The sequence below is a fragment of the Isoptericola sp. NPDC055881 genome, from assembly GCF_053615895.1.
This window is the reverse complement of sequence record NZ_JBSHCR010000057.1, coordinates 1-26,992: the sequence shown is the minus strand read 5'-3', so window position 1 is coordinate 26,992 and position 26,992 is coordinate 1. Positions and strand designations below refer to the sequence as shown.

Genomic DNA, 26,992 nt, shown 5'->3' with positions numbered 1-26,992 from the left:
CCCCGCGGACGCAACGCGCGTGCTGACGTGCTCCTCAAACCCGAGGTTTGAGGAGCAAGTCAGCACGCTCGTCGCCGGGCTGGGCACCACGTCGCACGGTGCGTGCGTCAGGCGGCCGCTCGTTCGGCGGCCTCGACCGCGTTCCGGAACAGCATGGCGATCGTCGTCGGGCCGACGCCGCCGACGCGCGGCGTGATCGCCCCGGCGACCTCTGCGCACGACTCGTCCACGTCCGGCAGCAGCCGGCGACCCTCGTAGCGGACGCCACCGCCGACGACGGTCACTCCCGGCGAGAGGTGCTCGGGCTGCAGGATGCCCGGGACGCCGGCGGCCGCGATGACGATCTCCGCGCGCCGCGTGTACTCGGGCCAGTCCGGGACGCCCGTGTGCACGACCGTGACCGCGGCGTTCGCCGTCGGGCGCTTCTGCGAGAGCAGCAGCGCCAGCGGACGGCCGAGCGTCGTCCCGCGCCCGAGGATGCACACCTCGCGCCCCGCGACCGGGATCTCGTAGTGCGCGAGCAGGGCCTCGATGCCGGCCGGCGTGGCCGGCACGGGTCCTGGCATGCCCAGCGCGAGCCGGCCCATGTTCACGGGGTGCAGGCCGTCGACGTCCTTGTCCGGGTCCAGCGCGAGCATGGCCGCGTCGAAGTCGATCTGCGGCGGCGCGGGATTCTGGATGAGGACCGAGTCGACGTCGTCGGCGTCGTTCATCTCCCGCACCGCCGCGAGGACGTCCGCCTGGGTGGCGTCCTGCGGCAGGTGGATGTGCGGGGAGGTGAACCCGAGCTCGGTCGCCTTGTCCATCTTCATCCGGATGTAGCCGGCGCTCGCCGAGTCGTCCCCGACGAGGATCGTGCCCAGGCCGGGCCGGTGCCCGGCGGCGACGAGCGCGTCGATCCGCGGCCCGAGGTCCTCGAAGACGGCCTCGGCGACCGGCTTGCCCGGCAGCAGCCGCGCGGTCACTGGGACAGCCCGGGATAGAGCGGGAAGTCGGCCGTGAGCTTCGCGACGCGTGCGGCGAGGGCGTCGACGTCGGCGGAGGCGCCGTCGCGCAGGGCGACGGCGATGATGTCCGCGACCTCGGTGAACTCGGCGTCGCCGAACCCGCGGGTGGCGAGCGCGGGGGTGCCGATCCGCAGGCCGGAGGTCACGCGCGGCGGGCGCGGGTCGAACGGCACGGCGTTCCGGTTCACGGTGATGCCCGCGTCGTGCAGGAGGTCCTCCGCCTGCTGGCCGTCGAGCGACGAGTGCCGCAGGTCCACCAGCACCAGGTGCACGTCCGTGCCGCCGGTGAGGACGGAGACGCCCTGCTCCGCGACGTCCGCCTGGGACAGACGCTCGGCGATGATCCGCGCGCCGCGCAGCGTGCGCTCCTGGCGGTCCTTGAAGGCGTCCGTGCCCGCGACCTTGAACGCCACGGCCTTGGCCGCGATCACGTGCATGAGCGGGCCGCCCTGCTGGCCCGGGAACACGGCCGAGTTGATCTTCTTGGCGTGCTCCTCCTTGCTCAGGATGAAGCCGGAGCGGGGGCCGCCGATGGTCTTGTGCACCGTGGAGCTGACGACGTCGGCGTGGGGCACGGGGCTGGGGTGCAGCCCGGCGGCCACCAGGCCGGCGAAGTGCGCCATGTCCACCCACAGCTTGGCGCCGACCTCGTCCGCGACCTCGCGGAACGCGGCGAAGTCGAGCTGGCGCGGGTACGCGGACCAGCCGGCGATGATGACGTCCGGGCGGTGCTCGAGGGCACGCTTGCGCACCTCGTCCATCTCGATGCGGTACGACTGCGGGTCCACGCCGTAGGCGCCGACGTCGTACAGCTTGCCGGAGAAGTTGATCTTCATGCCGTGCGTGAGGTGGCCGCCGTGCGCCAGCTCCAGGCCGAGGATCTTGTCGCCGGCGTTGATGAGGGCGTGCAGCACGGCCGCGTTGGCCTGTGCGCCGGAGTGCGGCTGCACGTTGGCGGCCTCGGCGCCGAACAGGTCCTTGGCGCGGGCGATCGCGAGGTTCTCCGCGATGTCGACCTGCTCGCAGCCGCCGTAGTAGCGGCGGCCGGGGTAGCCCTCGGCGTACTTGTTCGTCAGGACGGAGCCCTGCGCCTGCAGCACGGCACGCGGGACGAAGTTCTCGCTGGCGATCATCTCGAGGGTGTCGCGCTGGCGGGCCAGCTCCCCGTCGAGGACGGCCGCGATCTCCGGGTCGAGCTCGGCCAGGGGCGCGTTGAACGTGGGGTCGGGAGTGCTCATCAGGCGTTCTCCTGCTGTGTCGGACGGCGGTCGGACGGGCCTGGCTCCCTGTCAGGGTGCCGGACCATCATGTCAATCGAGCGACCGGGCCCAGGCGAACGACCCGTCGTCTGCACAGCGCGTCGCTCCCCGGTGGTGATCCACCTGTACGCCAGTCGCGACCCTCGCGATCCTAGCCGATCCGATCGGCCCGGTCCCCTGCCGACCGCGAGGGAGTCGGACTCCCGCCGAGGTAGTTCCACCCTCGCCGAGGTAGTCGCGAACTTGCCGAGGTAGTCGGACCCGCGCCGAGGTAGTCCCGAACCTGCCGAGGTAGTCGAGAGCTCGGCGAGGTAGCGCGGGACACCAGGTTCCGCGAACTACCTCGGCACGGTCTGAACTACCTCGGCACTACCCCGGACTACCTCGCCGAGGTCTGAACTACCTCGGCACGGTCTGAACTACCTCGGCGCGGTGTGGACTACCTCGGCGCGGGCCGGGCGGCCGCGGTCCTGTGCCATGTCGGTCCTGTGCCATGTTCATCGTTGCAGACGCGTGACCTGGGCCACTTGACCCCGACGCGCGAGGCGTGCCACATTGGGCGCCGTCGATGGCTCTTCATCGATGTAAACGCACCGGGGCGACGCCGCGCCGGACGCGTCCCGGATCTCCGAGAGGACCCCGTGATGAGGAAGTCACGCCTGATCGCCGGCATCGTCACAGCCGTGGTGGCCGCCGGTACCGTCACCGCCTGCAGCTCCGGCAGCGGGAGCGGCTCCGACGACGACACGCTCACCTTCATGTTCCGTGGTGGCGACGACGAGAAGAAGGCCTACCAGGAGGCCATCGACCGGTTCACCGAGGACACCGGCGTCAAGGTGAAGATGATCGTCACCTCCGCGGACCAGTACGCGCAGAAGCTCCAGGCCGCCGTCGCGGGCAACAAGGTCCCCGACGTGTTCTACATCGAGCAGGCCAGCCTGCAGTCCTACGTCAGCTCCGGCGTCCTCATGGACATCACCGACGAGGTCGCCGACCAGGGCGTGGACCTGGACAACATCTGGCCCTACGGCGTCGACTCCTACCGGTTCGACGGGAAGACCCAGGGCACCCCGGACGGCAAGCTGTACGGCCTGCCCAAGGACATCGGCCCGTTCGCGTTCGGCTACAACGCCGACATGCTGAAGAAGGCCGGCATCGACCGTCCCGACCCGGACAAGCCCCTGACCTGGGACGAGTGGCTCAAGATCTGCCAGGAGCTCACCCAGGACACCGACGGCGACGGCAAGACCGACCAGTGGGGCACCGGCCTCAACGTGCAGTGGAACTCGCAGTCCTTCGTGTGGAGCAACGGCGGCGACTGGACCAACCCCGACCACACCCAGGTCACCGTCGACACCCCCGAGTTCGCCGAGGCGATCCAGTTCATCGCCGACCTCACCACCAAGTACGGCGTCACGCCGAACCCCGAGCAGGCGCAGACCCTCGACACCTACCAGCGCTTCATGGCCGGCGAGATCGGGTTCTTCCCCGTCGGGCCGTGGGACATGAGCGTCTACAACGACCTCGACTTCGAGTACGACCTCATGCCCTGGCCCGTCGGCAAGACCGGCAAGCCGGCGACGTGGGTCGGCTCGCTCGGCATCGGCGTCTCGAACACGACCGACCTGCCCGAGGACGCCGTGAAGCTGGCCACCTACCTGTCCACGGACGAGGCCGCGCAGCAGACGCTGGTCGACGCCAACGTCCAGATCCCGAACCGCATCGACACGGCGAAGACGTGGGCGGCCGAGGCGGACGAGGACGACACGCTCAAGCCCAAGAACCGCCAGGAGTTCCTCGACATCGCCGAGGACTACGGGCGGGAGATGCCGGCGTCGTTCACCTACGGCGCCGAGTGGTACGACGAGCTGTGGGTCGGCATCCAGCCCGTGCTCGACGGCAAGCAGACCGCCGCCGACTACCTCGCCGAGGTGCAGCCGCGCATGCAGGACCTGCTCGACCAGTCGAACACCCAGGCCGAGCAGGCCGCGGCGGCCGGCTCCGCCCCGTGACGACCGCCTCCCGCGCTCGCCGCTGACGCCTGCGCCCCGACGCCCCCCGCGGCGCGGCCGCCCCTCCCGGGACGGCCGCGCCGCCCTCCCCCGCACGTTCCTGGACGAAGGAGTCTGCGATGACGTCCACCGCACTGCCGGCCACGGCCGGCACCCGCCCCGCGGCGCCGGACCCGGCGCCCGCGCCGCCACGACGCGGCGGGTCCTCGCGGCTCCACCGCTCCGAGAAGAGGTGGGCGCTGCTCTTCGTCGCCGCGCCCGTGGTCGGCTACCTGCTCTTCATCCTCTACCCCACCGGCTTCGCGCTGTACGCGTCGCTGACCCGGTGGAACGGCCTCGGCCCGATGACGTTCATCGGGCTCGACAACTACGTGGCCCTGCTGGGCGACGAGCGGTTCCACCAGACGCTGTTCAACACGTTCTTCTACATGATCGGCATCCCGATCGGGCTCGCGCTCTCGCTGGCGCTCGCCGTGATGATGAACCGCAAGCTCTTCGGCCGCGCCGCGTTCCGCGCGATCTACTACGTCCCCGTCATCTCGTCCATCGCCGCGATCGCGATCCTGTGGCAGTGGGCGTACAACGGCGACTTCGGCCTGGTGAACCAGTTCCTCGCGATCTTCGGCATCGACGGCCCGAACTGGCTGGCGGACCCGACCTGGGCCAAGCCCGCGATCATCATGATGGCGGTCTGGAAGGGGCTCGGGTACTCGATGCTGCTGTACCTGGCCGCGATCCAGTCCGTGCCGCGGTCCCTGTACGAGGCGGCCGAGCTCGACGGCGCGGGCGGCTGGCAGAAGTTCCGCTCGATCACGCTGCCGATGGTGCAGCCGGTGACCTTCTTCCTCGTGGTCACGCAGATCATCGGCGGCGCCATGATCTTCATCGAGATCCAGATCATGACGCCCACCGGCGGCCCGGAGTACTCCACGGCGTCGGTCGTCTACCACATCTGGCTCCAGGCGTTCCGGTACCAGCAGATGGGCTACGCCACCGCGATGTCGGTGGTGCTCGGGCTCCTCATCCTCGTCATCACGCTCATCCAGTTCCGGCTGAACCGGCGCAACGCCGGCTTCGTCGTCGACTGAGGCCAGGGAGACACCCATGACCACCACGACGCCCGCCACGACGCCCGACACCACGCCCGCCACGCCCACGACCACGGGGTCGACGTCCGGCACGACCGGCTCGCGCCTCGGCCGCCGGAACCGGTCCCGCCTCACCGACACGATCGTGTGGGTCGTCCTCGCCGCGGGCGCGGTCTTCATGATCGCGCCGCTCGTGTGGATGTTCTCCACGTCGCTGAAGACCAAGCTCGAGGTCTTCGCCCTGCCGCCGGTGTGGATCCCTGAGGTCCCCCAGTGGGACACCTACGTGCGCATGTGGACCGACTCGTACGTGCTCGACGGCATCAAGAACAGCCTGGTCGTGTCGCTCAGCGTCACCGTGATCGGCACGTTCACGTGTTCCCTGGCGGCATTCGCCCTCGCCAAGATGCGCATGCCCTTCAAGAACGCGATCTTCGTCGGCCTGCTCACGGGCATCATGATCCCGTTCCCGACGATCATGATCCCGCAGTTCGTCATGTTCTCGAAGATCGGGTGGGTGGACACGCTGTGGCCGCTCATCGTCCCGGCGATCTTCGGCAACATCGTGATGATCTTCTTCCTGCGCCAGTACCTGTCGAGCGTGCCGGACTCCCTCGTCGAGGCGGCCAAGATCGACGGCGCCTCCTACTGGCAGATCTTCTGGCGCATGATCATGCCGATCATCCGTCCCGCGGTCGCGGCCCAGTTCATCCTCTGGTTCATGGCGGTCTGGAACGACTACCTGGCGCCGATCCTGTACCTGAACACGCCCGAGCGGCAGACGCTGCAGGTGGTCATCGCGAACATGAACGTGGAGTACGCGACGCAGCGCGACTACCCGCTGATCATGGCGGCGTCCGTGGTGGCCGTGCTGCCCATCCTCGTGGTGTTCCTGATCTTCCAGCGGCAGATCATCGAGTCCGTCGCCCTGACCGGGACGAAGGGCTGACATGACCGGCACGACGATTGGCACGACGCCGGGCACGACGCCGGGCACGACGACGGGCACGACGACGGGCACGACGACGGTGACCTCGTCCGAGGACACCCCCGACACGTCGACGTGGGGCGGGCGGCACGTGCACGACCCCACCGCGGTGCGCGACGACGACGGCACCTACTGGCTGTTCTCCACCGACGCCCGGTCGGACGGCCCCGTGCGCGGCGGCGTGCAGGTGCGGCGCTCCGCCGACCTCGTGACGTGGGAGCTGCACGGGTGGGCGCTGCCCGGCGTGCCGGGCCCGGCGGGTGCGTGGTCCGGCGCGCAGGGGCTGTGGGCGCCGGAGGTGGTGCGCGTCGCGACTCCCGCGGGGCCGCTGTGGCGCATGTACTACTCCGCGTCGACGTTCGGGTCGCGGCGCTCGGCGATCGGCCTCGCCGACGCGCCGTACCCGGCCGGCCCGTGGACCGACCGGGGGATCGTGGTGGCGAGCGCGCACCTGGACCCGCCGGCGGGCCTCGGGCATCCCAACGCCATCGACGCGAACGTCGTGACGGAGCCCGACGGGACGCAGTGGCTCGTGTACGGGTCCTTCTTCAGCGGGATCCACGCGCTGCCTCTCGACGCGGGCACCGGGTTCGTCGCCGAGGGGTTCGTGCCCGCCCCGGGCGCGCTGCACGAGGCGCCCGGCCGGCTCCTGGCCCGGCGCCCGCGGGAGGCCGACGGCGCGGTCGAGGGCGCATTCGCGCTCCCTCGGCCGGGCGGCGGCTGGGCGCTGCTCGTCTCCTACGACTCCCTCGCCCGCAGCTACCACCTGCGAGCAGCCGTGGGCGACGCCGTCACCGGCCCGTTCCGCGACCGCACCGGACGGCTCCTGACGGACGTCGAGGCCGACCCGTGGACGGTCGGGGTGCCCGTGCTCTCCGGGCACCGGCACGTCGGCGGCCCCGGCATCCTCGCCCCCGGCCACGCGTCGGTCCTCAGCGAGCAGGTGGCCACGCCGGACGGCGGCTCGCACGCCCGTCAGCTGCTGGTGCACCACGTGCGCGACGCCGAGGCGCCCACCGAGCACCGGTTGCAGCTGCGGCGTCTCGTGTGGACGCACGACGGCTGGCCGCTGGTGTCCCCGCAGCCCTGGGCCGGAGCCGACCGGGAGGTCGACGACACGACGCGCTGGCCGTCCGGCCCGGACGCCCTCGGCGGCACCTGGGAGCAGCTCGACCCCGGCGCCGACCCGACGCACGTGCAGGACGCCGTCGTCGGTGAGCTCGGCCCGCTCGACGACGTGCGCCCTCTGGGCGACGGACGGTTCACCTGGGTCGCGCACGACGGCGCGGCGGTGTCCGCCGTCGTGCACCCGGGGTGGGACGCGGTGCGCGACCGCGCCACCCTCTGCCTCGAGGCGCTCGACGACGCAGGCCGCGTCACGCTCGCGACGAGGCTGCCGTGACCGCCCGCGCAGACCGCGAGCCCACGCGCCGCCGGCCCGACGCACCCGCGGCGGGGGTGGCCGGCGCCGTGGCCGACGCCGAGGTGCCCGGGTGGGCGGGCGGCGTCATGCTCGCGCTGCGCTGGGCGACCCTGCTCGTGGAGGTCACGGCCATGGTGGCGCTGGGGACGCTCGCGGGCGGCGTGCTGCTCGGACTGGGGCCCGCGTTGCGCGCCGGCGGCGTCGTGGCCGGGAGGATGACGGCCGAGCCGACGCCGTGGCGCACCTTCTGGCGCACCTGGCGCGAGGGCTTCGGCCGCACCAACGCTCTGTTCGCGCCGGTGTGGGCGGTCGCCGCGCTGCTGTGGTGCGACGGCGTCGTGCTCAACCTGCTCGACGGGCCGGCGAGGGCCGTGCTGCAGGCGGGGCTGCTCGTCGTCGGGGCCTGGGCCACCGTCGCGCTCGCCTGCTGGCCGGTGGTCGTCGCGCGCTACGCCCGGGGCGTCGTGGAGACCTGGCGGCTCCTGCTGCTGCTCCCGCTGCTCGCGCCTGCGACGTCGCTCGCCGTGCTGGTCGTGGCGGCGGTCGTGCTCGTCGCCGCGTGGGTGCTGCCGCTGCTCGCGGTGCTGGCCGGGCCCGCCTTCTGGCTGTGGGCCACGGCCCGTCTCGCGACCGACCGGCTCGACCGGATCGACGCACAGGTCGCCGAGGGCGCGGCCGGAGGATGACCACCGTGCCGCTGGGCGTGACGCCCGCGACCCGCCTCACGCCGTCGCGCTGAGGCCCACCACGATCTCCTCGTCGCCGCCGGGCTGCACGGCGACCACGTTCTCCGCGCCCTCCGCCGCGTCGCCCGTCGACTCCCGGCCGACGACGCGGGAGCCCGGGACCACGCGGCGGAACGGACGGTCGGAGCCGCCCGCGATCCGCTCGACCAGCAGGTCCACGGCGGTGCGTGCGATCTGCTCGCGCCCCGGGTCCACCGAGCTGATCGTCGGCACCGAGTACCGCACGTCGTCGACGTCGTCGAAGCCGATGAGCGCGACGTCGCCCGGCACGTCCACCCGGCGGGCGTGCAGCGCGTGCAGCGCGCCGAGCGCCATCGCGTCGTTGAGCGCGAAGACGGCGTCGATCTCGATGCCCGAGTCGAGCAGCCGGCCCATCGACTCCGACCCTGTCGACCGGTGCCACAGCCCGGCCTCGCTCACCAGCTCCGGGTCGTAGGGCAGGCCCGCGGCGGCGAGGCCCTGGCGGTAGCCCTCGGTGCGCAGCGCCGCCGAGCCGACCAGCTCGCCCTCGTGCGCGCCGACGACGGCGATGCGGCGCCGCCCGAGCGACGCGAGGTGCAGCGTGGCGGCGCGGGCCGCGGCCACGTTGTTCATCGTCACGTGGTCGGCCGGGGCGTCGAAGACCCGCTCGCCCAGCACGACGAGCGGGAAGTCCACGGCGAACAGGTCGACGTCGTCCTGCCCGAGCGCCAGCGGCGAGAAGATCACGCCGTCGGTGAGGTGCCGGCGGCGGCCGTCGAGGAGCTCGATCTCCCGCTCCCGCACCGACCCGGTCTGCTCGATGAGCACGGTGAGCCCCTGCTCCTCGGCGGCGCGGATCACGGAGTCCGCGAGCTCGGCGAAGTACGGCAGGCGCAGCTCCGGCACCGCGAGGGTGATCATGTCCGTGCGCTGCGTGCGCAGGTTCCGGGCCGTGGTGTTGAGGCGATAGCCGAGGTGCTCGATGGCCTCCTCGACGCGCTCGCGCGTCTCGGGCCGGATGTGCGGGTACCCGTTGACGACGTTGGACACCGTCTTGATCGACACGCCCGCGCGCTGCGCCACGTCGTGCATGGTCACACGCATGCCGCTCACCTCCCCGACCGTCGTCGGTCGCCGGGCCGCGGGGGCGCAGAGACCGGGATCCACACACGCATCGGGCCCTCTGCTCGATTGCCCCACACAGCGTAGGGCACCGCTCGCACGGCGACGTGCACCGCGTCGGGCGAGATCTCGGGCACGTCGTCGGGCACGTCGGAGTACAGCGCGCGGCCCGCGGACGGCTGGGCGCGGCCGACGGCGCGGAGCGTCGCCCCGACGCCGAGCGCGTCGTCCGCCGGGCCGACGGTGACGCCTGCGGCGAGGTCGAGCTCGACGTCGTCGAGGACCACGCCCGGGTGGTCGACCTGCTCCACGCAGTGCACGACCGGTCCGCGCGCCAGGGCGACGCAGCCGCGCACCGCGTCCACGCGCGGGTGCGCGCGCAGCACGCGCGGCTCCAGGGGCAGGACGAGCCGGACGCGGCGCGCCCCCGCCGCCACCCGCAGGTACCCGCGCCGGTCCAGTGCCGACGCGACGTCGACCGGCTCGCCGTCCACCTCCAGGCGCGTGCGCGCCGCGTCGGCCCAGCCGGGCAGGCGCAGCGCCAGCGGCACCGGGAACGGCGCGTCGGCGGTCAGGAGGACGTCGCCGTCCCACGGGTAGCCGGTGCGCAGCTCCAGCCGGACGGCGAAGCCCGGCACGGCCAGGTCCGCGTCGGCGAACAGGTGCACGGCGAGCGCGCCGTCGGCGTCGAGCGTCGCGACCATCGTGTGCAACGAGGCGACGAGCCGTGCGAGGTTGGGCGGGCAGCACGCGCAGGCGAACCAGGCGCGCCGCCCGGAGGCCTGGTACTCGTCCGCGCCGTCGTGCCCGTCGCGCACCTGGAGCGGGTTGGAGTAGAAGAACGCGGTGCCGTCGGTCGACGACGCGGCCGCGACCACGTTGTGCAGCGCGTGCTCCAGCGAGTCGGCGTACCGCGACTCCCCCGTCGCGAGCAGCATGCGCCAGTCCCACAGCACGCTCGCCACGCCCGCGCACGACTCGGCGTACGCGCGGTCCGGCGGCAGCTCGTACGGGTCGCCGAAGGACTCGTCCTTGTGCCGCGACCCCATACCGCCGGTGACGTAGGTGCGCCGCCCGTGCGCGTCGTCCCACAGGCGGACGGCGGTGTCGAGCAGCGCCCGCTCGCCGGACTCCAGGTAGAGGTCGGTCACCCCCGCCAGCAGGTAGAGCTGGCGCACCGCGTGCCCGGCCACCTCCTCCGCCTCGAGCACCGGCGTCGCGTCCTGGTGGTACACGGGCTCGAACGGGCCCGCCCCGAGGCGACGGTGGCCGCGCAGGTCCACCATGCGGCGGGCGGCGTCGAGGTAGGCCGGGTCGCCGGTCTCGCGGTACAGCTCGACCAGCGCGGTCTCCACCTCGGGGTGGCCGCAGACCAGCTCCTCGCCGTCCGCGAGCCGCGCGACGACGTCGTCGGCCCAGCCCATCGCGAGGTCGAGCAGGTCGTCCTCGCCGGTCGCGCGGGCGCGTGCGACGCCCGCCTGCACCAGGTGCCCCAGCACGTACAGCTCGTGGCCCCAGCGCAGGTCGCCGTACGGCCTGCCCGACGGCGCCGCGTCGGACGGGTCGCGGGAGCCCAGCACGTGCGAACCGAGGTAGCCCGACGGCGCCTGCGCCCGGCGCAGCAGGTCCACCACGCGCCGCACCGCGTCCTCGTGCCGCGGCTCCCCCGCGCGGGCCGACTCCCAGGCGACCGCCTCGAGCGTCTTGTGCACGTCCGAGTCGGCGAAGTTGAAGCCGCGGTACGGGCCGTCGTGGTGCTCCGGGTCGGCCGGGTCGAGCACGCGGCGCAAGTTGTCCAGGGCGCCGGAGGTCTCCAGCGCGTCCAGGCAGTGCGGGATCGTCGCGGCGGCGTTGCGCTCCTGCCACGCCCCGAGGTGACCGGTGGCCGACAGCCGCACGGCGCCGGCCGGCAGCGGGCGGGTGCGCGCCGCGGGCAGCGTGCCGCCCACGGGCCCTGCGGCATGCGTCGGTGCGGTGGACGCCGTCAGGGTTGCCGGGCTCCTGCGCATGCCGATTCCTCCTCGAGTCGTGGGATCAGAACGTCCTGACCCCTGGTGCCGTCCCTGGCGACCATGATTGACTCTACATCGTTGTAATGCGTCATCGACACTTCGACGAGGAACGTGAGAGAGACCCATGCCCGATCCCCGCACCGACCTGAGCACCGCTCCCCACGCCCGGGTCACCCTGCACCCCGACTTCCGCCGCGGCACCGTGGACCGCCGCCTGTTCGGCTCGTTCGTCGAGCACCTCGGCCGCGCCGTGTACACCGGCATCTACGAGCCGGGCCACCCCGCCGCGGACGCCCACGGCTTCCGCCGCGACGTCGCCGACCTGGTCCACGAGCTGGGCGTGCCGATGGTGCGCTACCCCGGCGGCAACTTCGTCTCCAACTACGTGTGGGAGGACGCCGTCGGCCCCGTCGAGCAGCGCAAGCCGTTCCTCGACCTCGCGTGGCGCACCGTCGAGCCCAACCTCGTCGGCACCGACGAGTTCCTGCAGTGGGCCGAGCGCGAGGGGGTCGAGCCGATGATGGCCGTCAACCTCGGCACCCGCGGCGTCGACGCGGCGGCCGCGCTCGTCGAGTACTGCAACGGGGAGGCCGGGACGCGGTGGGCCGACCTGCGCATCGCGAACGGCCGCGCCGAGCCGTACGGCGTCCACCTCTGGTGCCTCGGCAACGAGATGGACGGCCCCTGGCAGATCGGGCACAAGGACGCGCACGAGTACGGCAAGCTCGCCGCCGAGGCCGGCAAGGCGATGAAGCTCGTGGACCCGTCGATCTCCCTGATCGTGTGCGGCTCGTCGTCGATGCAGATGCCCACGTTCGGCGAGTGGGAGCGCACCGTCCTGTCGTACACGTACGACCTCGTCGACCACGTCTCCATGCACGCGTACTACGAGGAGGTCGGCGGCGACCGCGCGTCCTTCCTCGCGTCCGGCACCGCCATGGACCGCTTCATCGACCGTGTCGTGGCGTCCGCCGACGCCGTCGGCGCCGAGCGTCGCAGCGACAAGAAGATCACCATCAGCTTCGACGAGTGGAACGTCTGGTACCTCGAGACCCGCTTCCCGGGCGAGGCCAACCTGCCGATCCAGCGCGACGCGCCGCGCATCATCGAGGACGTCTACTCGGGCCTCGACGCCGTCGTGGTGGGCGACCTGCTGGTGACCCTCCTCAACCACGCCGACCGGGTCCCGGTGGCCTGCCTCGCGCAGCTCGTCAACGTCATCGCGCCGATCATGACCGCCCCCGGCGGGGACGCCTGGCGCCAGCCGACGTTCCACCCGTTCGCGACGACGTCGCGCCTCGCGCGCGGCACCGCGCTCGACGTCCGCGTCGAGTCGCCGTCCTACGAGACGGCGCGGCACGGGTCCGCGCCCCAGGTGACGGCGGCCGCGACGGTGGACGACGACGGCTCGCTCGGCCTGTTCCTCACCAACCGGTCGGACCGGGTGGTCGAGGTCGAGCTGGCCCACGTGGGCGCCTCGCTCGGTCTCACCGAGAGCTGGCAGATGGTCGCGGACCACGAGCCCGCCGTCGAGGGGCCCGAGCACGCCGCCAAGGTCACCGAGACGTGCTGGTCCGTGGTCGACGTCGCGGCCGTCGCCTCGGCGGCCGAGGGCGGCACGACCCGCGTGCGCCTCGCCCCGGAGTCGTGGACCGCGTTCGCGGGGACGTTCGCCCGCGCCTGACGCCCGTTCGACCCACGACCGGCCGCCCGTCGCTGCTCCGCGCAGGATCGGGCGGCTGGTCGTCGTCCATCCGGTGCCCGCAGCAACGGGCTCGCAAGCATCGACCGCCTGTGCCACGGTGGAGATCCAGTCGAGGAGCGTGCTGGAGAGGACCGACGACCACCGGTTGGAGGTTGCGATGGACGACAAGGTCAAGCTCGCAGCGATTCTGGCAGCGGGCTATCTGCTCGGCCGGACCAAGAAGTTGAAGACTGCCGTGCTGCTCGGAACAGCAGTGGCGGGGAACCGCCTGCGCGACGAGTCGACGCGCGGCGCCCTGCTCGACAGCCTGGGGGGTCTGCGCGACTTCGCCTCCTCACCCCAGGTGAAGAAGCTGACGGAGAACGTCACCGGCCGGCTCGTCGACGCCGGCAAGGAGGCTGCTCTCGCTGCGGTCACCAGCCGCGTCGACTCCCTCACCTCCCGTCTTGAGTCCGGGTCGCAGCGCGACGAGGACGAGGAGCCCGAGGACGAGGCACCTGAGGACGAGGCACCCGAGGACGAAGCACCCGAGGACGAAGCACCCGAGGACGAAGCACCCGAGGACGAAGCACCCGAGGACGAAGCACCCGAGGACGAAGCACCTGAGGACGAGGCGCCCGAGGACGAGGCGCCCGACGACGAAGCACCCGAGGACGAAGCACCTGAGGACGAAGGCGACGAGGCGGAGCAGGAGGAGCCGCCCGCCGAGAAGAAGGCGCCGGCGCGCCGCCGCCGGTCCTCGACCTCGGCGAACGAGTCGTCCGGCACCCGCTCGAGCACGCGCTCGAGCACGCCGCGCCAGCGCACGGGGACGTCCGGCTCGAAGTCTTCCGGCTCCGCGTCGTCCGGCACCAAGTCTTCCGGCTCGCGGTCCACCGGCGCGAAGGCGTCCGGCTCGCGATCCACCGGCGCGAAGGCGTCCGGCTCGAAGGCTTCGGGCTCGAAGTCCTCCGGCTCGAAGACGTCGAGCTCGCGGACCTCCGGCTCGCGGTCGTCCAGCACCCGCAAGTCGTCCTGATCGCGGCGGAGAGGAGAGAGCCATGAGCGAGAGTGCGAAGTCCCCCCTGTCTGGCGGCCTCGGCGGCCTGAAGGACTCCTTCGGCGGTCTGGCCCGCGCGTTCGGCGACAAGGCCGTCAGCACGGTGAGCGACAAGGTCGGCTCCGTCACGGACCGGCTGAGCGACTATGCCCAGAACCCCACCGGCTCCGCGGCCGTCACGGGCGCCAAGAGCCTCGCCGAGGGCGACTCGCCCTTCAAGGCGGGCGTCAAGTCGGCGGCGAGCGGTCTGAAGGACAAGGTCAAGGACATCTTCAGCGGCGGCGGCGGTGGGAGCAGCGGCGGTCACCGGTACATCAACATCGTCGAGTCGATCGACGTCGGCGCGCCCATCGACGTCGTCTACGACGCCTGGACCGAGTACGACCGCTGGCCCGACTTCATGAAGAAGGTGGAGAAGGCCAAGCTCGACCAGGACGAGGGCAAGGTCTCCTTCGAGGGCAAGGTGTTCCTCTCCCACCGCAAGTGGGAGGCGACGATCGTCGACCAGATCGCCACCCGACGGGTGGTGTGGGAGTCCACGGGCGAGAAGGGCACGCTGAGCGGCGCGGTGACGTTCCACGCCGTCACCGACGACCTGACCCGCATCGTGGCGGTCGTGGAGTACCGCCCGCGCGGGTTCATGGAGAAGGTCGCCAACGTGTGGCGGCCCGTCGGGCGCCGGCTGCGGCTCGAGCTCAAGTTCTTCGTCCACTACGTCATGACCGACGTCATGCTCCACCCGGACGACCTCGAGGGCTACCACGCCGAGATCCAGGACGAGGAGATCGTCAAGTCCCACGAGGACGTCCTCAACGAGGAGCAGGACCAGGACGAGGGCGAGGACGAAGGCGAGGAACAGGACGAGGAGGGCGACGTCGAGACCGGCGCCGAGGACGAGGGCGACGAGCCGGAGGGCGACGAGCCGGAGGACGAGGAGCCGGAGGACGAGGAGCCGGACGAGGGCGAGCCCACCGACGAGGCCGAGGACGAGGGCCAGGACGAGGCCGAGGACGAGGACGAGGACGAGGAGGAAGCCGGCGACCAGGAGCCTGCGCCGAGCAGGCGCCGCCGCTCCCGGTGACCCCCGGACCCGTCCCACCCGAACGAGCAGCCAGGAGGAAGCATGAGTGAGGTCGCCACCCGCCGCTCCGGCGGCGGATATCTGGACCGCCCGCAGTCATCGTCGCTGGCCGACGTGATCAACATCATCCTCGACAAGGGACTGGTGATCGACGCGTTCGTCCGTGTGTCCGTGGTCGGCATCGAGCTGATCACGATCGACGCCCGCATCGTCATCGCGAGCGTGGACACGTACCTGCGCTTCGCGGAGGCCACGAACCGCCTCGACCTGGAGCAGACGGGCGGCCGGCAGCTGCCCGAGCTGATCGACGACATCTCCGAGAGCGGCTCCCACGGCAAGACCAAGGGCTTGGTCTCCGGCGCGAAGGACGCGCTGACCAGCAACAAGGACGACAAGGACGACGGCGAGGACGACGACAAGTCGACGCAGCGCAGCCGCCGGCGCACGTCGCGACAGGAGAGCTCGTGACCTTGAGCACGACGGAAGATCCCACGGTCGGCACGCCCGAGCTGTACCTGTACGGGCTGGTAGCGCAGGGCACCCGCCCACCCGGTGACCTCACCGGCGTGGACGGCCAGCCCGTGCGCGTCGTGCCACTCGAGCAGGTGGCGGCGCTCGTGTCCGACGCTCCGGTGCAGCGCGACGTCGGACTGCCCGACGACGTCCGGGACCACGCGCGGGTGCTGGACGCGGTCGCCGCCACGCGGCCCGTCCTCCCGGTGCGGTTCGGCACCCTGACGACGGACGAGGAGCTGCCGGACGCCGTCCCTCAGGGCGCGCAGGCGGAGCATGCCGAGGCTCTGCGCGCCCTGGAGGGCTCGGTGCAGCTCACCGTGTCCGCCCGGTACCGGGAGGACGCCGTGCTCGCGGAGCTCGTCGCGCAGGAGCCGGAGATCCGCCGTCTGCGCGAACTCACCCGAGGCCGCTCCGAGGAGTCCACCTACGACGCCCGCATGCGCCTGGGCGAGCTGGTCGTGGCCGGCTTCGAGCGCCGGCGGGGCGGGGACGAGCAGCGCCTGGTCGCCACCGTCGCCCCGCTGGCCCGGGCGACGCGGATGCACGAGGTCTCCCGGACGGGAGACATCGCCGAGCTGGCGCTCCTCGTCCGCCACGACGACGTCGAGCGGCTCGAGGTCGCGCTCGAGGCGCTGGCCGCGCAGGTGGCCGACCACATGACGGTCCGCCTCGTCGGGCCGCAGGCGCCCTACGACTTCACCGAGGAGGTGTGACGCGTGGGTCTCCTGAGCGCACTGGTCACCCTCCCGCTCGCCCCGGTCCGGGGCGTCGTGTGGGTGGCCGAGCAGGTGCGCTCGGAGGCCGAGCGTGAGTGGTACGACCCGGGCACCATCCGCCAGCGCCTCGACGAGATCGCCCGCGCCCGGGAGGCGCACACGATCGACGACGCCGAGGCCGACGCGGCGGAACGCGAGCTGGTCGCCCGGCTGCTGGAATCGAGCCGACGCCGCCAGGGAGGTAGAGCATGAGCCCGGCCAGGAAGGCGCACGCCGCTCCGGCCCGCCGTAGCAGGCCGTCCGCGACGCACGAGCAGACGGCGGACGACGTCGAGGAGCAGGAGCAGGTGTCCGACGAGGACGCTCCGACCGACGAGGCGCCTGAGGAAGAGGCGCCCGAGGACGAGGCGCCCGAGGAGGACGAACCTCAGGACGACGAGGCGCCCGAGGAGGACGAACCTCAGGACGACGAGGCGCCCGAGGAAGACGAACCTCAGGACGACGAGGCGCCCGAGGAAGACGAACCTCAGGACGACGAGGCGCCCGAGGACGACCCGCCCGAGGAGGACGACCCGGCCGACGAGGACGAGGCGCCCGAGGACGACGAACCTCAGGACGACCCGCCGTCCCGCGGCCGCCTCGACGCCCAGGGTGCCGCGCGGCTCGCCGTGCGGCAGCTCAAGGAGCTGAGCCACCACGACCCCGAGGGCGTGGTGGGGATCGAGCGCGACGCCGACGGCTGGATCGTCACCGTCGAGGTGCTGGAGGACGCGCACGTGCCCAGCACGTCGGACGTCCTCGCGGAGTACGAGGTGCGGCTCGACCCGGACGGCGGGCTGCTCGGCGTGACCCGGGGACGTCGCTACGTCCGGGGCCGGACGGAACGGTGACCCGGGGCGACAGCAGGACAGGCGACCGGAGGGAACCAGGAGTGCAGCAGGCTCGGAACGGCACCGGAGGGGGCGACGCGGCATGACGGTGGTCCCCGGCTCGGACGGCCCGATGCAGCCGCAGCGCGCCCGCGAGGGCACGCTCATGCAGGTGGTCGAGACCTTGCTCGACAAGGGTCTGGTGGTGAACGCCGACATCATGGTGTCGGTGGCGGGTGTGGAGCTCCTCGGGATCCGCATCCGTGCAGCGCTGGCGTCCTTCGACACGGCGGCGCGGTACGGCCTGGAGTTCCCTGCGGGCACCGACCGCGACACGGTGGCCTGGCAGCAGGCGATCGAGCCGAAGGAGACGTGCCCGAGCTGCGGCAAGACGGCGCCCACCGCGCAGCTCCTCGAGGAGTACTGCCCCTGGTGCGGGTGGGAGAGCGCCCTGGTCCAGCGCGACGGCGGCCCCCGGCGCGAGGTGGAGGGCACGTCGTCCCCCGCCCAGGACGACGACAGCTCCGAGGACTCGGGGCGCGGGAAACGGCGATGACCGGCACGCTCGCCCGATCCACTCCGTCGTTGCGCACGCACGAGCCGGACGGCGGGGCGGCGCTGCAGCCCACCCGGGACCTGCACGCCACCCTTCCGGACCTGCTGAACGCGCTGCTCGACAAGGGGGTGTACCTCGACCTCGACCTCATCATCACGGTGGCGGACATCCCGCTCATCGGCGTGAACCTGCGCGCCGCCGTGGCCGGCGTCGAGACGATGCTGGAGCACGGGATGATGCGCGGCTGGGACGAGCAGACGCGGGCCTGGGTCCGTGAGTCCCTCGCCCGCCACGTGCCGCTCGAGCCCGACGAGGACGTGGTGGCACGGATGGCGGGCGGGCACCGCCGGGACGAGCCGCCGACGACGTGGCGACCGGGCACCGTGTACCTCACCACCCGGCGTCTCCTGGTGTGGCGCGCGGACCCCCGCGAGCTCCTGTGGCAGACGTCCCTCGACGACATCACCGGGGTCGAGCTGCGCACGGAGCTCTCGGTGGGCGGGGAGGAGCGCGAGCGCGTCGCCGTGACCACGCCCTCGGGCACCACGCTGCTCTCGGCGGCGGCACCGGAGCGGCTCCAGGGGCTGCTGCGCGAGCACCGCGGTGAGGACCCGGCCGCCGGGCGCACCCCGGACCTGCGTGCCCCCGTCTGGTACCGCGAGGAACGTGCCGGGTCGCCGGTCTGGCGCGGCGGCACCGGCACCCTCGGCCGGGGCGGCCTGACCTGGCAGGGAGCGGGCGAGGCCAGGCCCGCCGTCCGCCTGCGCGAGGTCCGCGACGTCCAGGCGCACACCGGCAGGACCCCGGTGGGTCGCCAGGCCTTCGCCGTCACGGGCGAGTCCGGCACCGTCCTGCTCGCCACGAGAGACGCCGACTGGGCACGCGCCCTCTCCACGTCCGTCCACCATCTGCAGGGAGGCGACGCATGACCCTCACCATCGACGAGCACAGCCTGAAGAACGGCGTGCTCACCCTGGTCGTGACCCTCGTCGAGGTGATCCAGGAGGCCCTCGAGGGCCAGGCGATCCGACGGCTGGAGGGGGGCGAGCTCACCGAGGAGGAACAGGAGCGCCTCGGTCAGGCGCTGCTCGACCTCGACGACGCGTTGGAGTCCATCAAGGCGGACCACGGCCTCACCGCCTCGGTCGCGGACCTGCGCCAGGGGCTCGACGACGTCGTGGACGACGTCGTCGACCGGCTCGTGAACCCGAGCCGCTGGGTCGACGACGAGCAGGCTTCGCGGAGCGGCGCATGACCGCCCCGACGCAGAGCGTCCCCCCGCAGGACGACGCGGTGTCGGAGGGGCTGTACCTGTACGCCGTCACGCCGGACGCGCCCGACGACCTCGGCACGGGGGTCGACGGGGCGCCGCTGGACCGCGTGACGGCGCACGGGCTGACCGCCGTCGTGCACCGCCGGTCGTCCGGACCGTACTCGGGGCCGGACGACCACGTGCGCCGCTGGGTGGTGGAGCACAGCGACGTGGTGGACCGGCTGTGGCAGGCCACCGGTGCGGTGCTGCCGATGAGCTTCAACGTCATCGTGGCGGGCACGGCGCAGGAACCGGCGCAGCAGCGCCTCGAGTCCTGGCTGGCGGACCACGCGCAGCCGTTGCGGGCGAGGCTGGACGAGCTGACCGGGCGCGCCGAGCTGCAGGTGGAGATCGGGCTCGACCAGCAGGCCGCCGCGGCCGGCGCCCCCGACGCCGACGCGCTGCGCACCGAGATGGCCGAACGGCCCCCGGGGGTGCGGCGGCTGCTGACGAAACGGCTGGAGCAGGTCGAGCGCGACGCGGCCGGGGCGCTGGCCGACGAGCTCTACCCCGACCTGCGGCGCCGGCTGGCGAGGACCGCGGAGGACATCACCGAGAACCGCCGCACGCACCCGGAGCCCGGTGTCGTCCCGGTGCTCGGGGTGGCGCTGCTGGTCCCGCTCGTGGACGTCGACCGTGTCGGGCAGGAGCTCGCCCGCATCCAGGAGGAGGTCCCGGCGGCGCGCATCCGCTACCTCGGTCCCTGGCCGCCGTACTCGTTCGCCGACGTCACCCTGGCCACCTGACCGCCCGAGGGCGCCCGAAGGTGCCCAGGGGTACCAGAAGGACTCAGGCAGGGACGTACCGCTTCACCACGCGCCCGACCGTCGAGGGGAACACCTCGACCCGCTCGGCGATCTCGCGGTGGCTGAGCCCGTCGCCGGCCAGCGCGACGATGTGGCGGTCGCGGTCGGAGACGGGCCCGTCGCCGTCCCCGGCGGCAGCCGCCTCGGCCACCGCCGCCTCGGCGTCCTGGGGCGTGGAGGTCCCGTGCGCGGTGAGGAACGCCGACCGCTGAGCCAGGGCGTCCCCCAGCGCCGGGTCGGTCTCCTGGAGCAGGTCGAAGACCTCTACCCGTCGGGTGTGCCCGGTCTCCGGCAGCGGCTCCCCTGTCCCCGGCAGCCCGGCCTCGGCGGCGGCCTGAGCCTCCCGCTGGGCGCCGTCGTCGGGCTCCGGCGCGGTCGCGTCTGCGGCGAGCTGCTCCTCGAGGTCGTCGAACCACTCCGCCTCCTCCGGGGCGTCGTCCGCCGTGCGGCCGGCGTCGTCGCCCGCCGTGCCCTCGAGGTCCCCGTCCGCCGTGACGACCGGCGTCGAGCCGGTCAGCGCCGACCGGAACTCGTCGGCGAAGGGGTCGTCCGCGCCGGTGACCGTCGTCGTGACGACGGGCTCGGGGGCCGCGACGAGCGAGGCCAGGGAGGGCAGGGACGGACCCGCCGTGACGGCCGGCTGCCCCGACGGGCCGGGGGCGCCGGACGGGCGGACGACGCCGCGGTTGACGGAGCTCGCGCCGATGAGGTCGAGCCGGTTGCCGTGCCGCTCGGCGGCCTCGAGCCGCTCGACCCACACCTGCATGCGACGTTCGAAGTCCTCGACGGTCAGCAGCTTCAGCGCGGCGTCGCGCGCGGCACGCTGGCGGTGGTGCGCCGACCGCACCTTGCGCATGCCGCCCCGGTTGCCCGTGCTGTCGAGGCGGGCGTCGCGCCACAGCTCGAGCGCGGTGACGTACTGGTGCACCCGGTGCTCGCGCCGTCGCTCGTCGAGAGTGTGCCCCGTGACCAGGTGCCGCTCGCCCACGAGGGCCAGGTGCCACATGAGGGCGGCGACCAGCGGCGGCACGAAGCGGAAGGCGACCATGTACGGCGTGCTCGCGTCGGGCACGGCGATCTCGTGCAGCGCCGCGAACATGCCGGACGTCCCGGACAGGATCCAGGTCAGCGTGAGCAGCACGCCGTAGGGGCGGCCCTCCAGCGCGGCGTTGCGCGCCATGAGGGCGACGGCCACGAGGCTCACCTCGAGGAAGCCCGCCAGGGCGTAGGCCTCCGCCGGCGACATGCCGGCGACCTCCAGGCCGAAGAGCACCATGCCGCTGTACGCCAGGGCTGTCGCGATGGTGGCGGCGACGACGACCGCGACCATCGGCAGGTGCCGCCCGCGGTAGCGCACCGTGGACCGGGCGGCGCCCGGGTTGTCGGTCGTCGGGTCGTGCTGGGTCACGTCGTTCCTCCGGAATGTTCGCTGATCTGGGCATATATCAGCATCGGACGCCCCTTGCGTCAACGGCGGACGACGGGTGACCTGCGCCCGCACTACCCCTTGACCGCTCCCCCGAGCCCGGCGCCCCGCAGGAACAGGCGCTGGAAGCCCAGGAACATCGCCACCGGGAGCACGGTCGCGATGGCCAGCGACGCGAGGAAGACGCCGAGGTCGGTCGACGCCTCGATGGCGGGCAGGCGCACGGACAGCGGCTGGATCGCGGGGTCCTTCAGCACCAGCAGCGGCCAGAGGAAGTCCTTCCACGACGCGATCACCGCGAAGACGGACACGACGCCGAGGATCGGCTTCGACATCGGCAGCACGACCGACCAGAACAGCCGGTAGGGCCCCGCGCCGTCGACCCGGGCCGCCTCGAAGACCTCCCGCGGCAGCGAGTCGAAGAACCGCTGCACCAGCAGGACGTTGAACGCGCTGGCCCCGGCGGGCAGCCACACGGCCCAGAAGCTGTCGACGAGGGACCGGCCCAGCAGCGGCGGGTCGAGGATCGTCAGGTACAGGGGCACGAGCAGCACGACGGCGGGCACGAACATCGTCGACAGCACCAGCGCCTGCACGACGCGGCCGTACCGCGGGCGCAGGACGGACAGCGCGTAGCCGCCCGTCGTCGCGACCACGAGCTGAACGAACCACGACCCGGCGGCGAGCCAGACGGTGTTCATGAAGTAGCGGCTGATCTGCACGTCGTTCCAGGCGCGCTCGAGGTTCTCCCACGCGATGCCGTGCGGGAAGACGGCCATCGGCGTGCGCAGGATGTCCTGGGTGGGCGTCACCGCGAACTTCGCCAGGAGCAGCATCGGCCCGAGGCCGACCACGACGAGCAGCAGGAGCAGCAGCACGTGCGTGCCGCCCATCCCCCAGCGGACGGACGGGCGGCGCCAGTCCGGCCCGGACAGCGCGCCACGGTCGCCGTCGTCGGCCGGGGAGGTCCGGCGCGGCCGGACGGCGGTGGTGAGGGTCATGACGTGCTCCAGGACCGCGTGAGGCGGAAGTAGAGGACCGAGAAGACGGCGAGGACGCCGGCGAGCATGAGGGACAGCGCGGTCGCGGCGCCGTAGTCGCCGCCGAGGCTGTTCTGGAACGCGTACCGGTAGATGAGCAGCAGCACGGTGACGGTCGCGTTGTTCGGCCCGCCGCCCGTGAACAGGTACGGCTCGAGGAAGACCTGCGCGGTGCCGATGACCTGGAGGATCAGCGTGATGAACAGGACGCCGCGCAGCTGGGGCAGGGTGACGTGCCAGATCTTGCGCCACAGGCCGGCGCCGTCCACCTCCGACGCGTCGTACAGCTCCGCGGGCACGCTGGTCAGCGCCGCGAGATAGATGATCACGGTGCCGCCCGCGCCGGCCCAGGTGGCCGCGAGCACGAGCGACGGCATGGCCCACGACGCGTCCTGCAGCCACGGGTACGGGCCGAGCCCGATCCAGCCGAGGATCGTGTTGAACACGCCGGTGGGCCCGCCCTTGTAGAAGAACTTCCACAGCAGGACCGCGACCACGGGCGGCACGACGACGGGCAGGTACGCCAGCGCGGAGTACAGGCCGCGGCCGCGCCGCACCTCACGCATGAGCACCGCGGCGACGAGCGGCACGGGGTACCCGAACAGCAGCGCGAGGAACGCGAAGTAGAGGGTGTTGCGCACGGCCTTCCACAGCAGCGGGTCGGCCAGGACGTGCCGGAAGTTGTCCAGCCCGACGAACGTCGGGTCGGTGACGAGGTTGGTCTCCTGCACGCTCATGAGGACGGCGCGGACGATCGGGAACCACGAGAAGACCCCGAAGATCACCAGCAGGGGCAGCAGGAAGACGAGGCTGTGCAGGCCGCCGCCGCGCCACCAGCTGACCGGACCCCGGCGCGGGCGGCCGGCACCGGCCGCCCGCGCGGGTGCGGCGACGTCGCCGCGAGGAGAAGAGGCGGTGACGGTCACGGTCATCCCTGGTCGAGGAGTGCCTGGGCCTGCGAGTCGGCGTCGGCGAGCAGCGCGTCGATGTCGGCGTTCTTGTCGGTGAGCACGGCCTGCACGATCGGGTCGAGCAGGGCGTACACCTCCTGCGTCTTCTGCGACGGCTCGCCCGCCAGCGGCAGGTCGAACATCGCGTCGGTGAACGCCGTCATCTGGTCGAGCGGCACGTTGACGTAGTCGGCGATCCACTTCTGGTTCAGCTCGTACTGCTCCTGCGAGAACATCGGCAGCACGGGCGTGCCCACGGGCTGGTCGTTCTTGGCGAGCGTCTCCGCGTCGGCGACGGCGCGGTCCTCGTCGACCAGCTTGTTGAGGTAGAAGAAGTCGATCCACTTGATCGCGGCGTCCTTGACGGCGTCGTCGACGCCGGCCGGCACGCCCGCGAGCGTGCCACCGGTGAGGGTCGCCGCCTCGGGTGCGTCGGACAGCGGGATCGGCGCGAGGCCGTAGGTGTCCGGGTCGACGGCGTTGGTCTGCACGAGCGACGTGTAGATGTCGGAGCCGGAGGTGAACATGCCCACCTGGCCGGCGGCGAACTCCTGGTTGATGCTGCCCCAGTCGAGCAGGAAGTTGCCGCCCATCGAGTCGTCCTCCCACCGCAGGTCGTGGAGGAACTGGAGCGTCTCCTTGGTGCCCGCGTTGTCCAGGGTCGCCGTCGCCTTCTGGTCGGCGTCGACCTCCACGGTGCGGCCGCCGCGCGCGACGGTCTGCGCCGTGAGCTGCCACCCGCCCGTGTTGTTCTGCGTCATCGTGGCGTAGCCGGCGACGCCGGGGTTCGCGTCGGCGATCTTCTTCGCGTCCGCGCGCACCTCGTCCCAGGTCGTCGGCGGCTGGTCCGGGTCGAGGCCCGCCGACTCGAACAGCTGCCGGTTGTAGTGCAAGGCCACCGGGTAGGCGTTCTTGGCCGGGATCGCGTACACGTGACCGTCGTCGCCGGTACCCGACTCGAGGATCGTCGGGTTGAACTGGTCGGCGTACGGCAGGGCCCGGAACTGGGCGTCCATGTCGGAGAGCTGGCCGTTCTCCACGAGGCCCTGCGCGTCGGTGAACGGGATCTCGAAGACGTCGGGCAGCGTGCCGCCGGCGAGCTGGGCGGCGAACGTCGTCGCCTTCCACTCGTACTCCTCGGGCACGACGTCGAGGTCGGGGTTCGCCTTCTCGAACTCCGCGACCTGGTCCTCGAAGGCGGCGACGGCCTCCTCCGTCGACCCGGGGAGCAGGGAGACCACCGAGAGGGTGACCTGCCCGGCCGAGTTGGTGCTCGCGTCCTTCGGGTCGCTCCCGCCGGAGCACGCGGCGAGCGTGCCCGTCGTGAGCGCGCCTACCAGGATGAGGGCGGCCGGCTTTCGTGTGGACTTCATCGTCACTCCTTGTCGGGTCGAACGTCGGGTCGAACGTCGGGTCGAACGTCGGGTCGAACGTCAGGTCGAACGTCGGTCGAACGTCGGTGCTGCTGCGGGAGGGGTGGGGCGGGTGCGGTTCACGGGCGGAGCCAGACGGCGACGTCGGTACCGACCTGGTCGAGGGGCTGGCGGGGGTCGCCGCTGTGCAGCACGACCTGCGCGCCGCGCGGCAGCGGGAACGGTTCGGGGCCGAGGTTGACGACGCACACCAACGCCGCGCCGGACCCGCCCTCCTGACGGTCTCCGCGCGCGAAGGCGAGGACGTCGTCGCCGACGGCCACGTCGCCCACGGCGTCCAGCCAGCGCAGGCCCGTGCCGTGCAGGGTGGGTTCGACCCGCCGCGCGGCGAGGGTGCGGCGGTACAGGTCGAGCGTCGACGCCGGGTCGCCGTCCTGCGCCTCGACGGACAGGTCTCCCCACGACGCAGGCTGCGGCAGCCAGGGCGCGGCGCCGCCGTCGGGCCCGAAGCCGAACGAGCTGCCGGCGCGAGTCCACGGCAGCGGCACCCGACACCCGTCCCGGCCGGGGTCGACGCCGCCGGACCGGTCGTGCATCGGGTCCTGGATGACGTCGAGGGGCAGGTCCTCGACCTCCGGCAGACCGAGCTCGTCGCCCTGGTACACGTACAGCGCGCCCGGCAGGGCCGCCACGAGCAGCGCCGCGGCACGCGCCCGACGCCGGCCGATCGCCAGGTCGGTCGGGGTGCCGAAGCGCTTGGCCGCGAAGGCGAAGGACGAGTCCTCGCGCCCGTACCGCGTCACGGGGCGGGTGACGTCGTGGTTGGACAGCACCCAGGTGGCAGGCGCCCCCACGGGCGCGTGCGCGTCGAGGGTCGTGGTGATCGACTCGCGCAACGCCTTGGCGTCCCAGGGGCGGGCCATGAAGTCGAAGTTGAACGCCGTGTGCATCTCGTCCGGCCGCAAGAACCGGGTGAAGCGCTCGGTGTCGGGCAGCCAGACCTCGCCCACGAGGACGCGCGGCTCGTCGTACGAGTCCGCCACGGCGCGCCAGGAGCGGTAGACGTCGTGCAGCGCGTCGCGGTCCACGTGCGGGTGCTCCCCCGGACCCGGGTGCTCCGGGACCTCGGGGAGCGCCGGGTCCTTGACGAGCAGGGCCGCGGAGTCGATGCGGATGCCCGCGGCGCCGCGGTCGAACCAGAACCGCAGGATCTCCTCGTGCTCGCGCCGCACGTCCGGGTGGTCCCAGTTGAGGTCCGGCTGGGAGGGGGCGAACAGGTGCAGGTACCACTCGCCCGGGGTGCCGTCCGGGTTCGTCGTGCGTGTCCAGGTGGTGCCCTGGAAGTCGGACACCCAGCGCGTGGGCAGCTCGTCGCCGTGCTCCCCGCGCCCCGGGCGGAACCAGAACCGGTCGCGCTCGGGCGAACCGGGCTCGGCCGCGAGCGCCGCGCGGAACCAGGGGTGCTCGGCCGAGACGTGGTTGGGCACGACGTCGACGATGGTGCGCACCCCGAGCGCCCGGGCCTCGGCGATGAGCGCCTCCGCCTCGGCGAGCGTGCCGAACTGCGGGTCGATCGCGCGGTAGTCGGCGACGTCGTACCCGCCGTCCGCGAGGGGTGACACGTACCAGGGGGTGAACCAGATCGCGTCGACCCCCAGGTCTCGCAGGTAGCCGAGGCGGCTGCGCACCCCGGCCAGGTCGCCCGTGCCGTCGCCGTTCCCGTCGGCGAACGAGCGCGGGTAGACCTGATAGATCACCGCGTCGCGCCACCACTCGGCGTCCTGCCCCTTGCTCACCGATGAGCCCCTTCCGCATCGTCGTCGATGAGCAGAACAGTAATGAGGCAACAGTGGCCACGCAAGAAGTTGACAGCACCGTTACCAAATCGCGATCGCCGAAACGCAGGAACGCTCGGGGATGCGGAACGGCCCGGGGGGGGGGCTCGGGGGGGCGCCCCCCCCGGGGGGGGGGGGGGGTGGGCCCCG

The 26,992-nt window shown here is 72.6% G+C and carries 25 protein-coding genes and 1 riboswitch; of the genes, 16 read left to right on the top strand and 9 right to left on the bottom strand.

The window, feature by feature from the left end; translation table 11 throughout:
• Nucleotides 1-107: 107 nt before the first annotated feature.
• Together ACWGKI_RS15955 and glyA are read right to left on the bottom strand one after the other, a co-directional pair.
• On the bottom strand, nt 108-965 hold the full coding sequence (locus ACWGKI_RS15955; protein ID WP_380245454.1) for a bifunctional 5,10-methylenetetrahydrofolate dehydrogenase/5,10-methenyltetrahydrofolate cyclohydrolase: 858 nt from the start codon (nt 963-965) through the stop codon (nt 108-110).
• Nucleotides 962-2,245: a serine hydroxymethyltransferase gene (gene glyA, locus ACWGKI_RS15950; RefSeq protein ID WP_380245455.1), complete on the bottom strand. Its 1,284-nt coding sequence runs from the start codon at nt 2,243-2,245 to the stop codon at nt 962-964. Before glyA ends, ACWGKI_RS15955 begins: the two co-directional genes overlap by 4 nt.
• Nucleotides 2,246-2,326: 81 nt before the next feature.
• A riboswitch (ZMP/ZTP riboswitch) is annotated at nt 2,327-2,414 on the bottom strand.
• 496 nt (nt 2,415-2,910) lie between these two features.
• On the opposite strand from glyA, the gene ACWGKI_RS15945 reads away from it, so the two are divergent.
• The 5 genes from ACWGKI_RS15945 (at nt 2,911) to ACWGKI_RS15925 (ending at nt 8,463) form a co-directional block, all read left to right on the top strand.
• Nucleotides 2,911-4,278 (top strand): ABC transporter substrate-binding protein, encoded by a 1,368-nt coding sequence (locus tag ACWGKI_RS15945; RefSeq protein WP_452188259.1) that lies wholly within the window; start codon nt 2,911-2,913, stop codon nt 4,276-4,278.
• Between the two features lie 119 nt (nt 4,279-4,397).
• Nucleotides 4,398-5,366, top strand: a complete 969-nt coding sequence (locus tag ACWGKI_RS15940) for a carbohydrate ABC transporter permease (RefSeq protein WP_452188258.1) — start codon at nt 4,398-4,400, stop codon at nt 5,364-5,366.
• 16 nt (nt 5,367-5,382) lie between these two features.
• Nucleotides 5,383-6,315, top strand: coding sequence for a carbohydrate ABC transporter permease (locus tag ACWGKI_RS15935; RefSeq protein WP_452188256.1), 933 nt, complete (start codon nt 5,383-5,385; stop codon nt 6,313-6,315).
• Nucleotide 6,316: 1 nt separating this feature from the next.
• Nucleotides 6,317-7,756 carry an arabinan endo-1,5-alpha-L-arabinosidase gene (locus ACWGKI_RS15930; protein ID WP_452188254.1) on the top strand — a complete coding sequence of 480 codons (1,440 nt, stop codon included), beginning with the start codon at nt 6,317-6,319 and terminating at the stop codon, nt 7,754-7,756.
• Nucleotides 7,753-8,463 (top strand): DUF624 domain-containing protein, encoded by a 711-nt coding sequence (locus tag ACWGKI_RS15925; RefSeq protein WP_452188252.1) that lies wholly within the window; start codon nt 7,753-7,755, stop codon nt 8,461-8,463. Before ACWGKI_RS15930 ends, ACWGKI_RS15925 begins: the two co-directional genes overlap by 4 nt.
• Before the next feature lie 36 nt (nt 8,464-8,499).
• On the opposite strand, the gene ACWGKI_RS15920 is transcribed toward ACWGKI_RS15925, so the two are convergent.
• Nucleotides 8,500-9,588 (bottom strand): LacI family DNA-binding transcriptional regulator, encoded by a 1,089-nt coding sequence (locus ACWGKI_RS15920; RefSeq protein WP_380243741.1) that lies wholly within the window; start codon nt 9,586-9,588, stop codon nt 8,500-8,502.
• 5 nt (nt 9,589-9,593) lie between these two features.
• Nucleotides 9,594-11,615 (bottom strand): glycoside hydrolase family 127 protein, encoded by a 2,022-nt coding sequence (locus ACWGKI_RS15915; protein ID WP_452188250.1) that lies wholly within the window; start codon nt 11,613-11,615, stop codon nt 9,594-9,596.
• Between the two features lie 127 nt (nt 11,616-11,742).
• Between ACWGKI_RS15915 and arfA the strand changes: the two genes are divergently transcribed.
• The 11 genes from arfA (at nt 11,743) to ACWGKI_RS15860 (ending at nt 20,158) form a co-directional block, all read left to right on the top strand.
• Entirely contained in the window at nt 11,743-13,302 is a 1,560-nt protein-coding gene (arfA, locus tag ACWGKI_RS15910) for an arabinosylfuranosidase ArfA (RefSeq protein WP_452188248.1), read from the top strand.
• Between the two features lie 178 nt (nt 13,303-13,480).
• Nucleotides 13,481-14,341, top strand: a complete 861-nt coding sequence (locus ACWGKI_RS15905) for a hypothetical protein (protein ID WP_452188246.1) — start codon at nt 13,481-13,483, stop codon at nt 14,339-14,341.
• Between the two features lie 22 nt (nt 14,342-14,363).
• Nucleotides 14,364-15,443 (top strand): SRPBCC family protein, encoded by a 1,080-nt coding sequence (locus ACWGKI_RS15900; RefSeq protein WP_452188244.1) that lies wholly within the window; start codon nt 14,364-14,366, stop codon nt 15,441-15,443.
• A 42-nt stretch (nt 15,444-15,485) separates the two neighbouring features.
• Complete coding sequence (gene gvpJ / locus ACWGKI_RS15895; protein WP_380243736.1) at nt 15,486-15,911, top strand: gas vesicle protein GvpJ; 426 nt, start codon at nt 15,486-15,488, stop codon at nt 15,909-15,911.
• On the top strand, nt 15,908-16,672 hold the full coding sequence (locus ACWGKI_RS15890; protein WP_452188242.1) for a GvpL/GvpF family gas vesicle protein: 765 nt from the start codon (nt 15,908-15,910) through the stop codon (nt 16,670-16,672). Before gvpJ ends, ACWGKI_RS15890 begins: the two co-directional genes overlap by 4 nt.
• A 3-nt stretch (nt 16,673-16,675) precedes the next feature.
• The gene (ccmI, locus tag ACWGKI_RS15885) at nt 16,676-16,927 is read left to right on the top strand and encodes a c-type cytochrome biogenesis protein CcmI (RefSeq protein ID WP_380243734.1); all 252 of its coding nucleotides are present in this window, start codon (nt 16,676-16,678) and stop codon (nt 16,925-16,927) included.
• Nucleotides 16,924-17,565, top strand: a complete 642-nt coding sequence (gene gvpO / locus ACWGKI_RS15880) for a gas vesicle protein GvpO (RefSeq protein ID WP_452188239.1) — start codon at nt 16,924-16,926, stop codon at nt 17,563-17,565. Before ccmI ends, gvpO begins: the two co-directional genes overlap by 4 nt.
• Before the next feature lie 82 nt (nt 17,566-17,647).
• Complete coding sequence (locus ACWGKI_RS15875; protein WP_452188237.1) at nt 17,648-18,100, top strand: gas vesicle protein; 453 nt, start codon at nt 17,648-17,650, stop codon at nt 18,098-18,100.
• Nucleotides 18,097-19,029: a gas vesicle protein gene (locus ACWGKI_RS15870; RefSeq protein ID WP_380243731.1), complete on the top strand. Its 933-nt coding sequence runs from the start codon at nt 18,097-18,099 to the stop codon at nt 19,027-19,029. The genes ACWGKI_RS15875 and ACWGKI_RS15870 overlap by 4 nt, the downstream gene beginning before the upstream one ends.
• Nucleotides 19,026-19,355, top strand: coding sequence for a gas vesicle protein GvpK (gene gvpK / locus ACWGKI_RS15865; RefSeq protein ID WP_380243730.1), 330 nt, complete (start codon nt 19,026-19,028; stop codon nt 19,353-19,355). Before ACWGKI_RS15870 ends, gvpK begins: the two co-directional genes overlap by 4 nt.
• Nucleotides 19,352-20,158, top strand: a complete 807-nt coding sequence (locus tag ACWGKI_RS15860; protein WP_452188234.1) for a GvpL/GvpF family gas vesicle protein — start codon at nt 19,352-19,354, stop codon at nt 20,156-20,158. The genes gvpK and ACWGKI_RS15860 overlap by 4 nt, the downstream gene beginning before the upstream one ends.
• A gap of 43 nt (nt 20,159-20,201) precedes the next feature.
• On the opposite strand, the gene ACWGKI_RS15855 is transcribed toward ACWGKI_RS15860, so the two are convergent.
• The 5 genes from ACWGKI_RS15855 to ACWGKI_RS15835 all read right to left on the bottom strand — a co-directional run bounded on the left by ACWGKI_RS15855 (nt 20,202) and on the right by ACWGKI_RS15835 (nt 26,803).
• Nucleotides 20,202-21,626: a hypothetical protein gene (locus ACWGKI_RS15855; protein WP_452188233.1), complete on the bottom strand. Its 1,425-nt coding sequence runs from the start codon at nt 21,624-21,626 to the stop codon at nt 20,202-20,204.
• Between the two features lie 92 nt (nt 21,627-21,718).
• Nucleotides 21,719-22,645: a carbohydrate ABC transporter permease gene (locus ACWGKI_RS15850; RefSeq protein ID WP_452188231.1), complete on the bottom strand. Its 927-nt coding sequence runs from the start codon at nt 22,643-22,645 to the stop codon at nt 21,719-21,721.
• The gene (locus tag ACWGKI_RS15845; protein ID WP_452188229.1) at nt 22,642-23,616 is read right to left on the bottom strand and encodes a carbohydrate ABC transporter permease; all 975 of its coding nucleotides are present in this window, start codon (nt 23,614-23,616) and stop codon (nt 22,642-22,644) included. The genes ACWGKI_RS15850 and ACWGKI_RS15845 overlap by 4 nt, the downstream gene beginning before the upstream one ends.
• Nucleotides 23,613-25,007 (bottom strand): extracellular solute-binding protein, encoded by a 1,395-nt coding sequence (locus tag ACWGKI_RS15840; RefSeq protein WP_452188227.1) that lies wholly within the window; start codon nt 25,005-25,007, stop codon nt 23,613-23,615. The genes ACWGKI_RS15845 and ACWGKI_RS15840 overlap by 4 nt, the downstream gene beginning before the upstream one ends.
• A gap of 119 nt (nt 25,008-25,126) precedes the next feature.
• Nucleotides 25,127-26,803 (bottom strand): glycoside hydrolase family 13 protein, encoded by a 1,677-nt coding sequence (locus tag ACWGKI_RS15835; protein WP_452188225.1) that lies wholly within the window; start codon nt 26,801-26,803, stop codon nt 25,127-25,129.
• Nucleotides 26,804-26,992 lie beyond the last annotated feature (189 nt).

Bases quoted from the DNA above. Each gene is read 5' to 3' on its own strand.
- glyA (WP_380245455.1), bottom strand. From the start codon at position 2,245: ATGAGCACTCCCGACCCCACGTTCAACGCGCCCCTGGCCGAGCTCGAC.
- ACWGKI_RS15945 (WP_452188259.1), top strand. From the start codon at position 2,911: ATGAGGAAGTCACGCCTGATCGCCGGCATCGTCACAGCCGTGGTGGCC.
- ACWGKI_RS15940 (WP_452188258.1), top strand. From the start codon at position 4,398: ATGACGTCCACCGCACTGCCGGCCACGGCCGGCACCCGCCCCGCGGCG.
- ACWGKI_RS15935 (WP_452188256.1), top strand. From the start codon at position 5,383: ATGACCACCACGACGCCCGCCACGACGCCCGACACCACGCCCGCCACG.
- ACWGKI_RS15930 (WP_452188254.1), top strand. From the start codon at position 6,317: ATGACCGGCACGACGATTGGCACGACGCCGGGCACGACGCCGGGCACG.
- ACWGKI_RS15920 (WP_380243741.1), bottom strand. From the start codon at position 9,588: ATGCGTGTGACCATGCACGACGTGGCGCAGCGCGCGGGCGTGTCGATC.
- ACWGKI_RS15915 (WP_452188250.1), bottom strand. From the start codon at position 11,615: ATGCGCAGGAGCCCGGCAACCCTGACGGCGTCCACCGCACCGACGCAT.
- arfA (WP_452188248.1), top strand. From the start codon at position 11,743: ATGCCCGATCCCCGCACCGACCTGAGCACCGCTCCCCACGCCCGGGTC.
- ACWGKI_RS15905 (WP_452188246.1), top strand. From the start codon at position 13,481: ATGGACGACAAGGTCAAGCTCGCAGCGATTCTGGCAGCGGGCTATCTG.
- ACWGKI_RS15900 (WP_452188244.1), top strand. From the start codon at position 14,364: ATGAGCGAGAGTGCGAAGTCCCCCCTGTCTGGCGGCCTCGGCGGCCTG.
- gvpJ (WP_380243736.1), top strand. From the start codon at position 15,486: ATGAGTGAGGTCGCCACCCGCCGCTCCGGCGGCGGATATCTGGACCGC.
- gvpO (WP_452188239.1), top strand. From the start codon at position 16,924: ATGAGCCCGGCCAGGAAGGCGCACGCCGCTCCGGCCCGCCGTAGCAGG.
- ACWGKI_RS15875 (WP_452188237.1), top strand. From the start codon at position 17,648: ATGACGGTGGTCCCCGGCTCGGACGGCCCGATGCAGCCGCAGCGCGCC.
- ACWGKI_RS15870 (WP_380243731.1), top strand. From the start codon at position 18,097: ATGACCGGCACGCTCGCCCGATCCACTCCGTCGTTGCGCACGCACGAG.
- gvpK (WP_380243730.1), top strand. From the start codon at position 19,026: ATGACCCTCACCATCGACGAGCACAGCCTGAAGAACGGCGTGCTCACC.
- ACWGKI_RS15860 (WP_452188234.1), top strand. From the start codon at position 19,352: ATGACCGCCCCGACGCAGAGCGTCCCCCCGCAGGACGACGCGGTGTCG.
- ACWGKI_RS15850 (WP_452188231.1), bottom strand. From the start codon at position 22,645: ATGACCCTCACCACCGCCGTCCGGCCGCGCCGGACCTCCCCGGCCGAC.
- ACWGKI_RS15845 (WP_452188229.1), bottom strand. From the start codon at position 23,616: ATGACCGTGACCGTCACCGCCTCTTCTCCTCGCGGCGACGTCGCCGCA.
- ACWGKI_RS15840 (WP_452188227.1), bottom strand. From the start codon at position 25,007: ATGAAGTCCACACGAAAGCCGGCCGCCCTCATCCTGGTAGGCGCGCTC.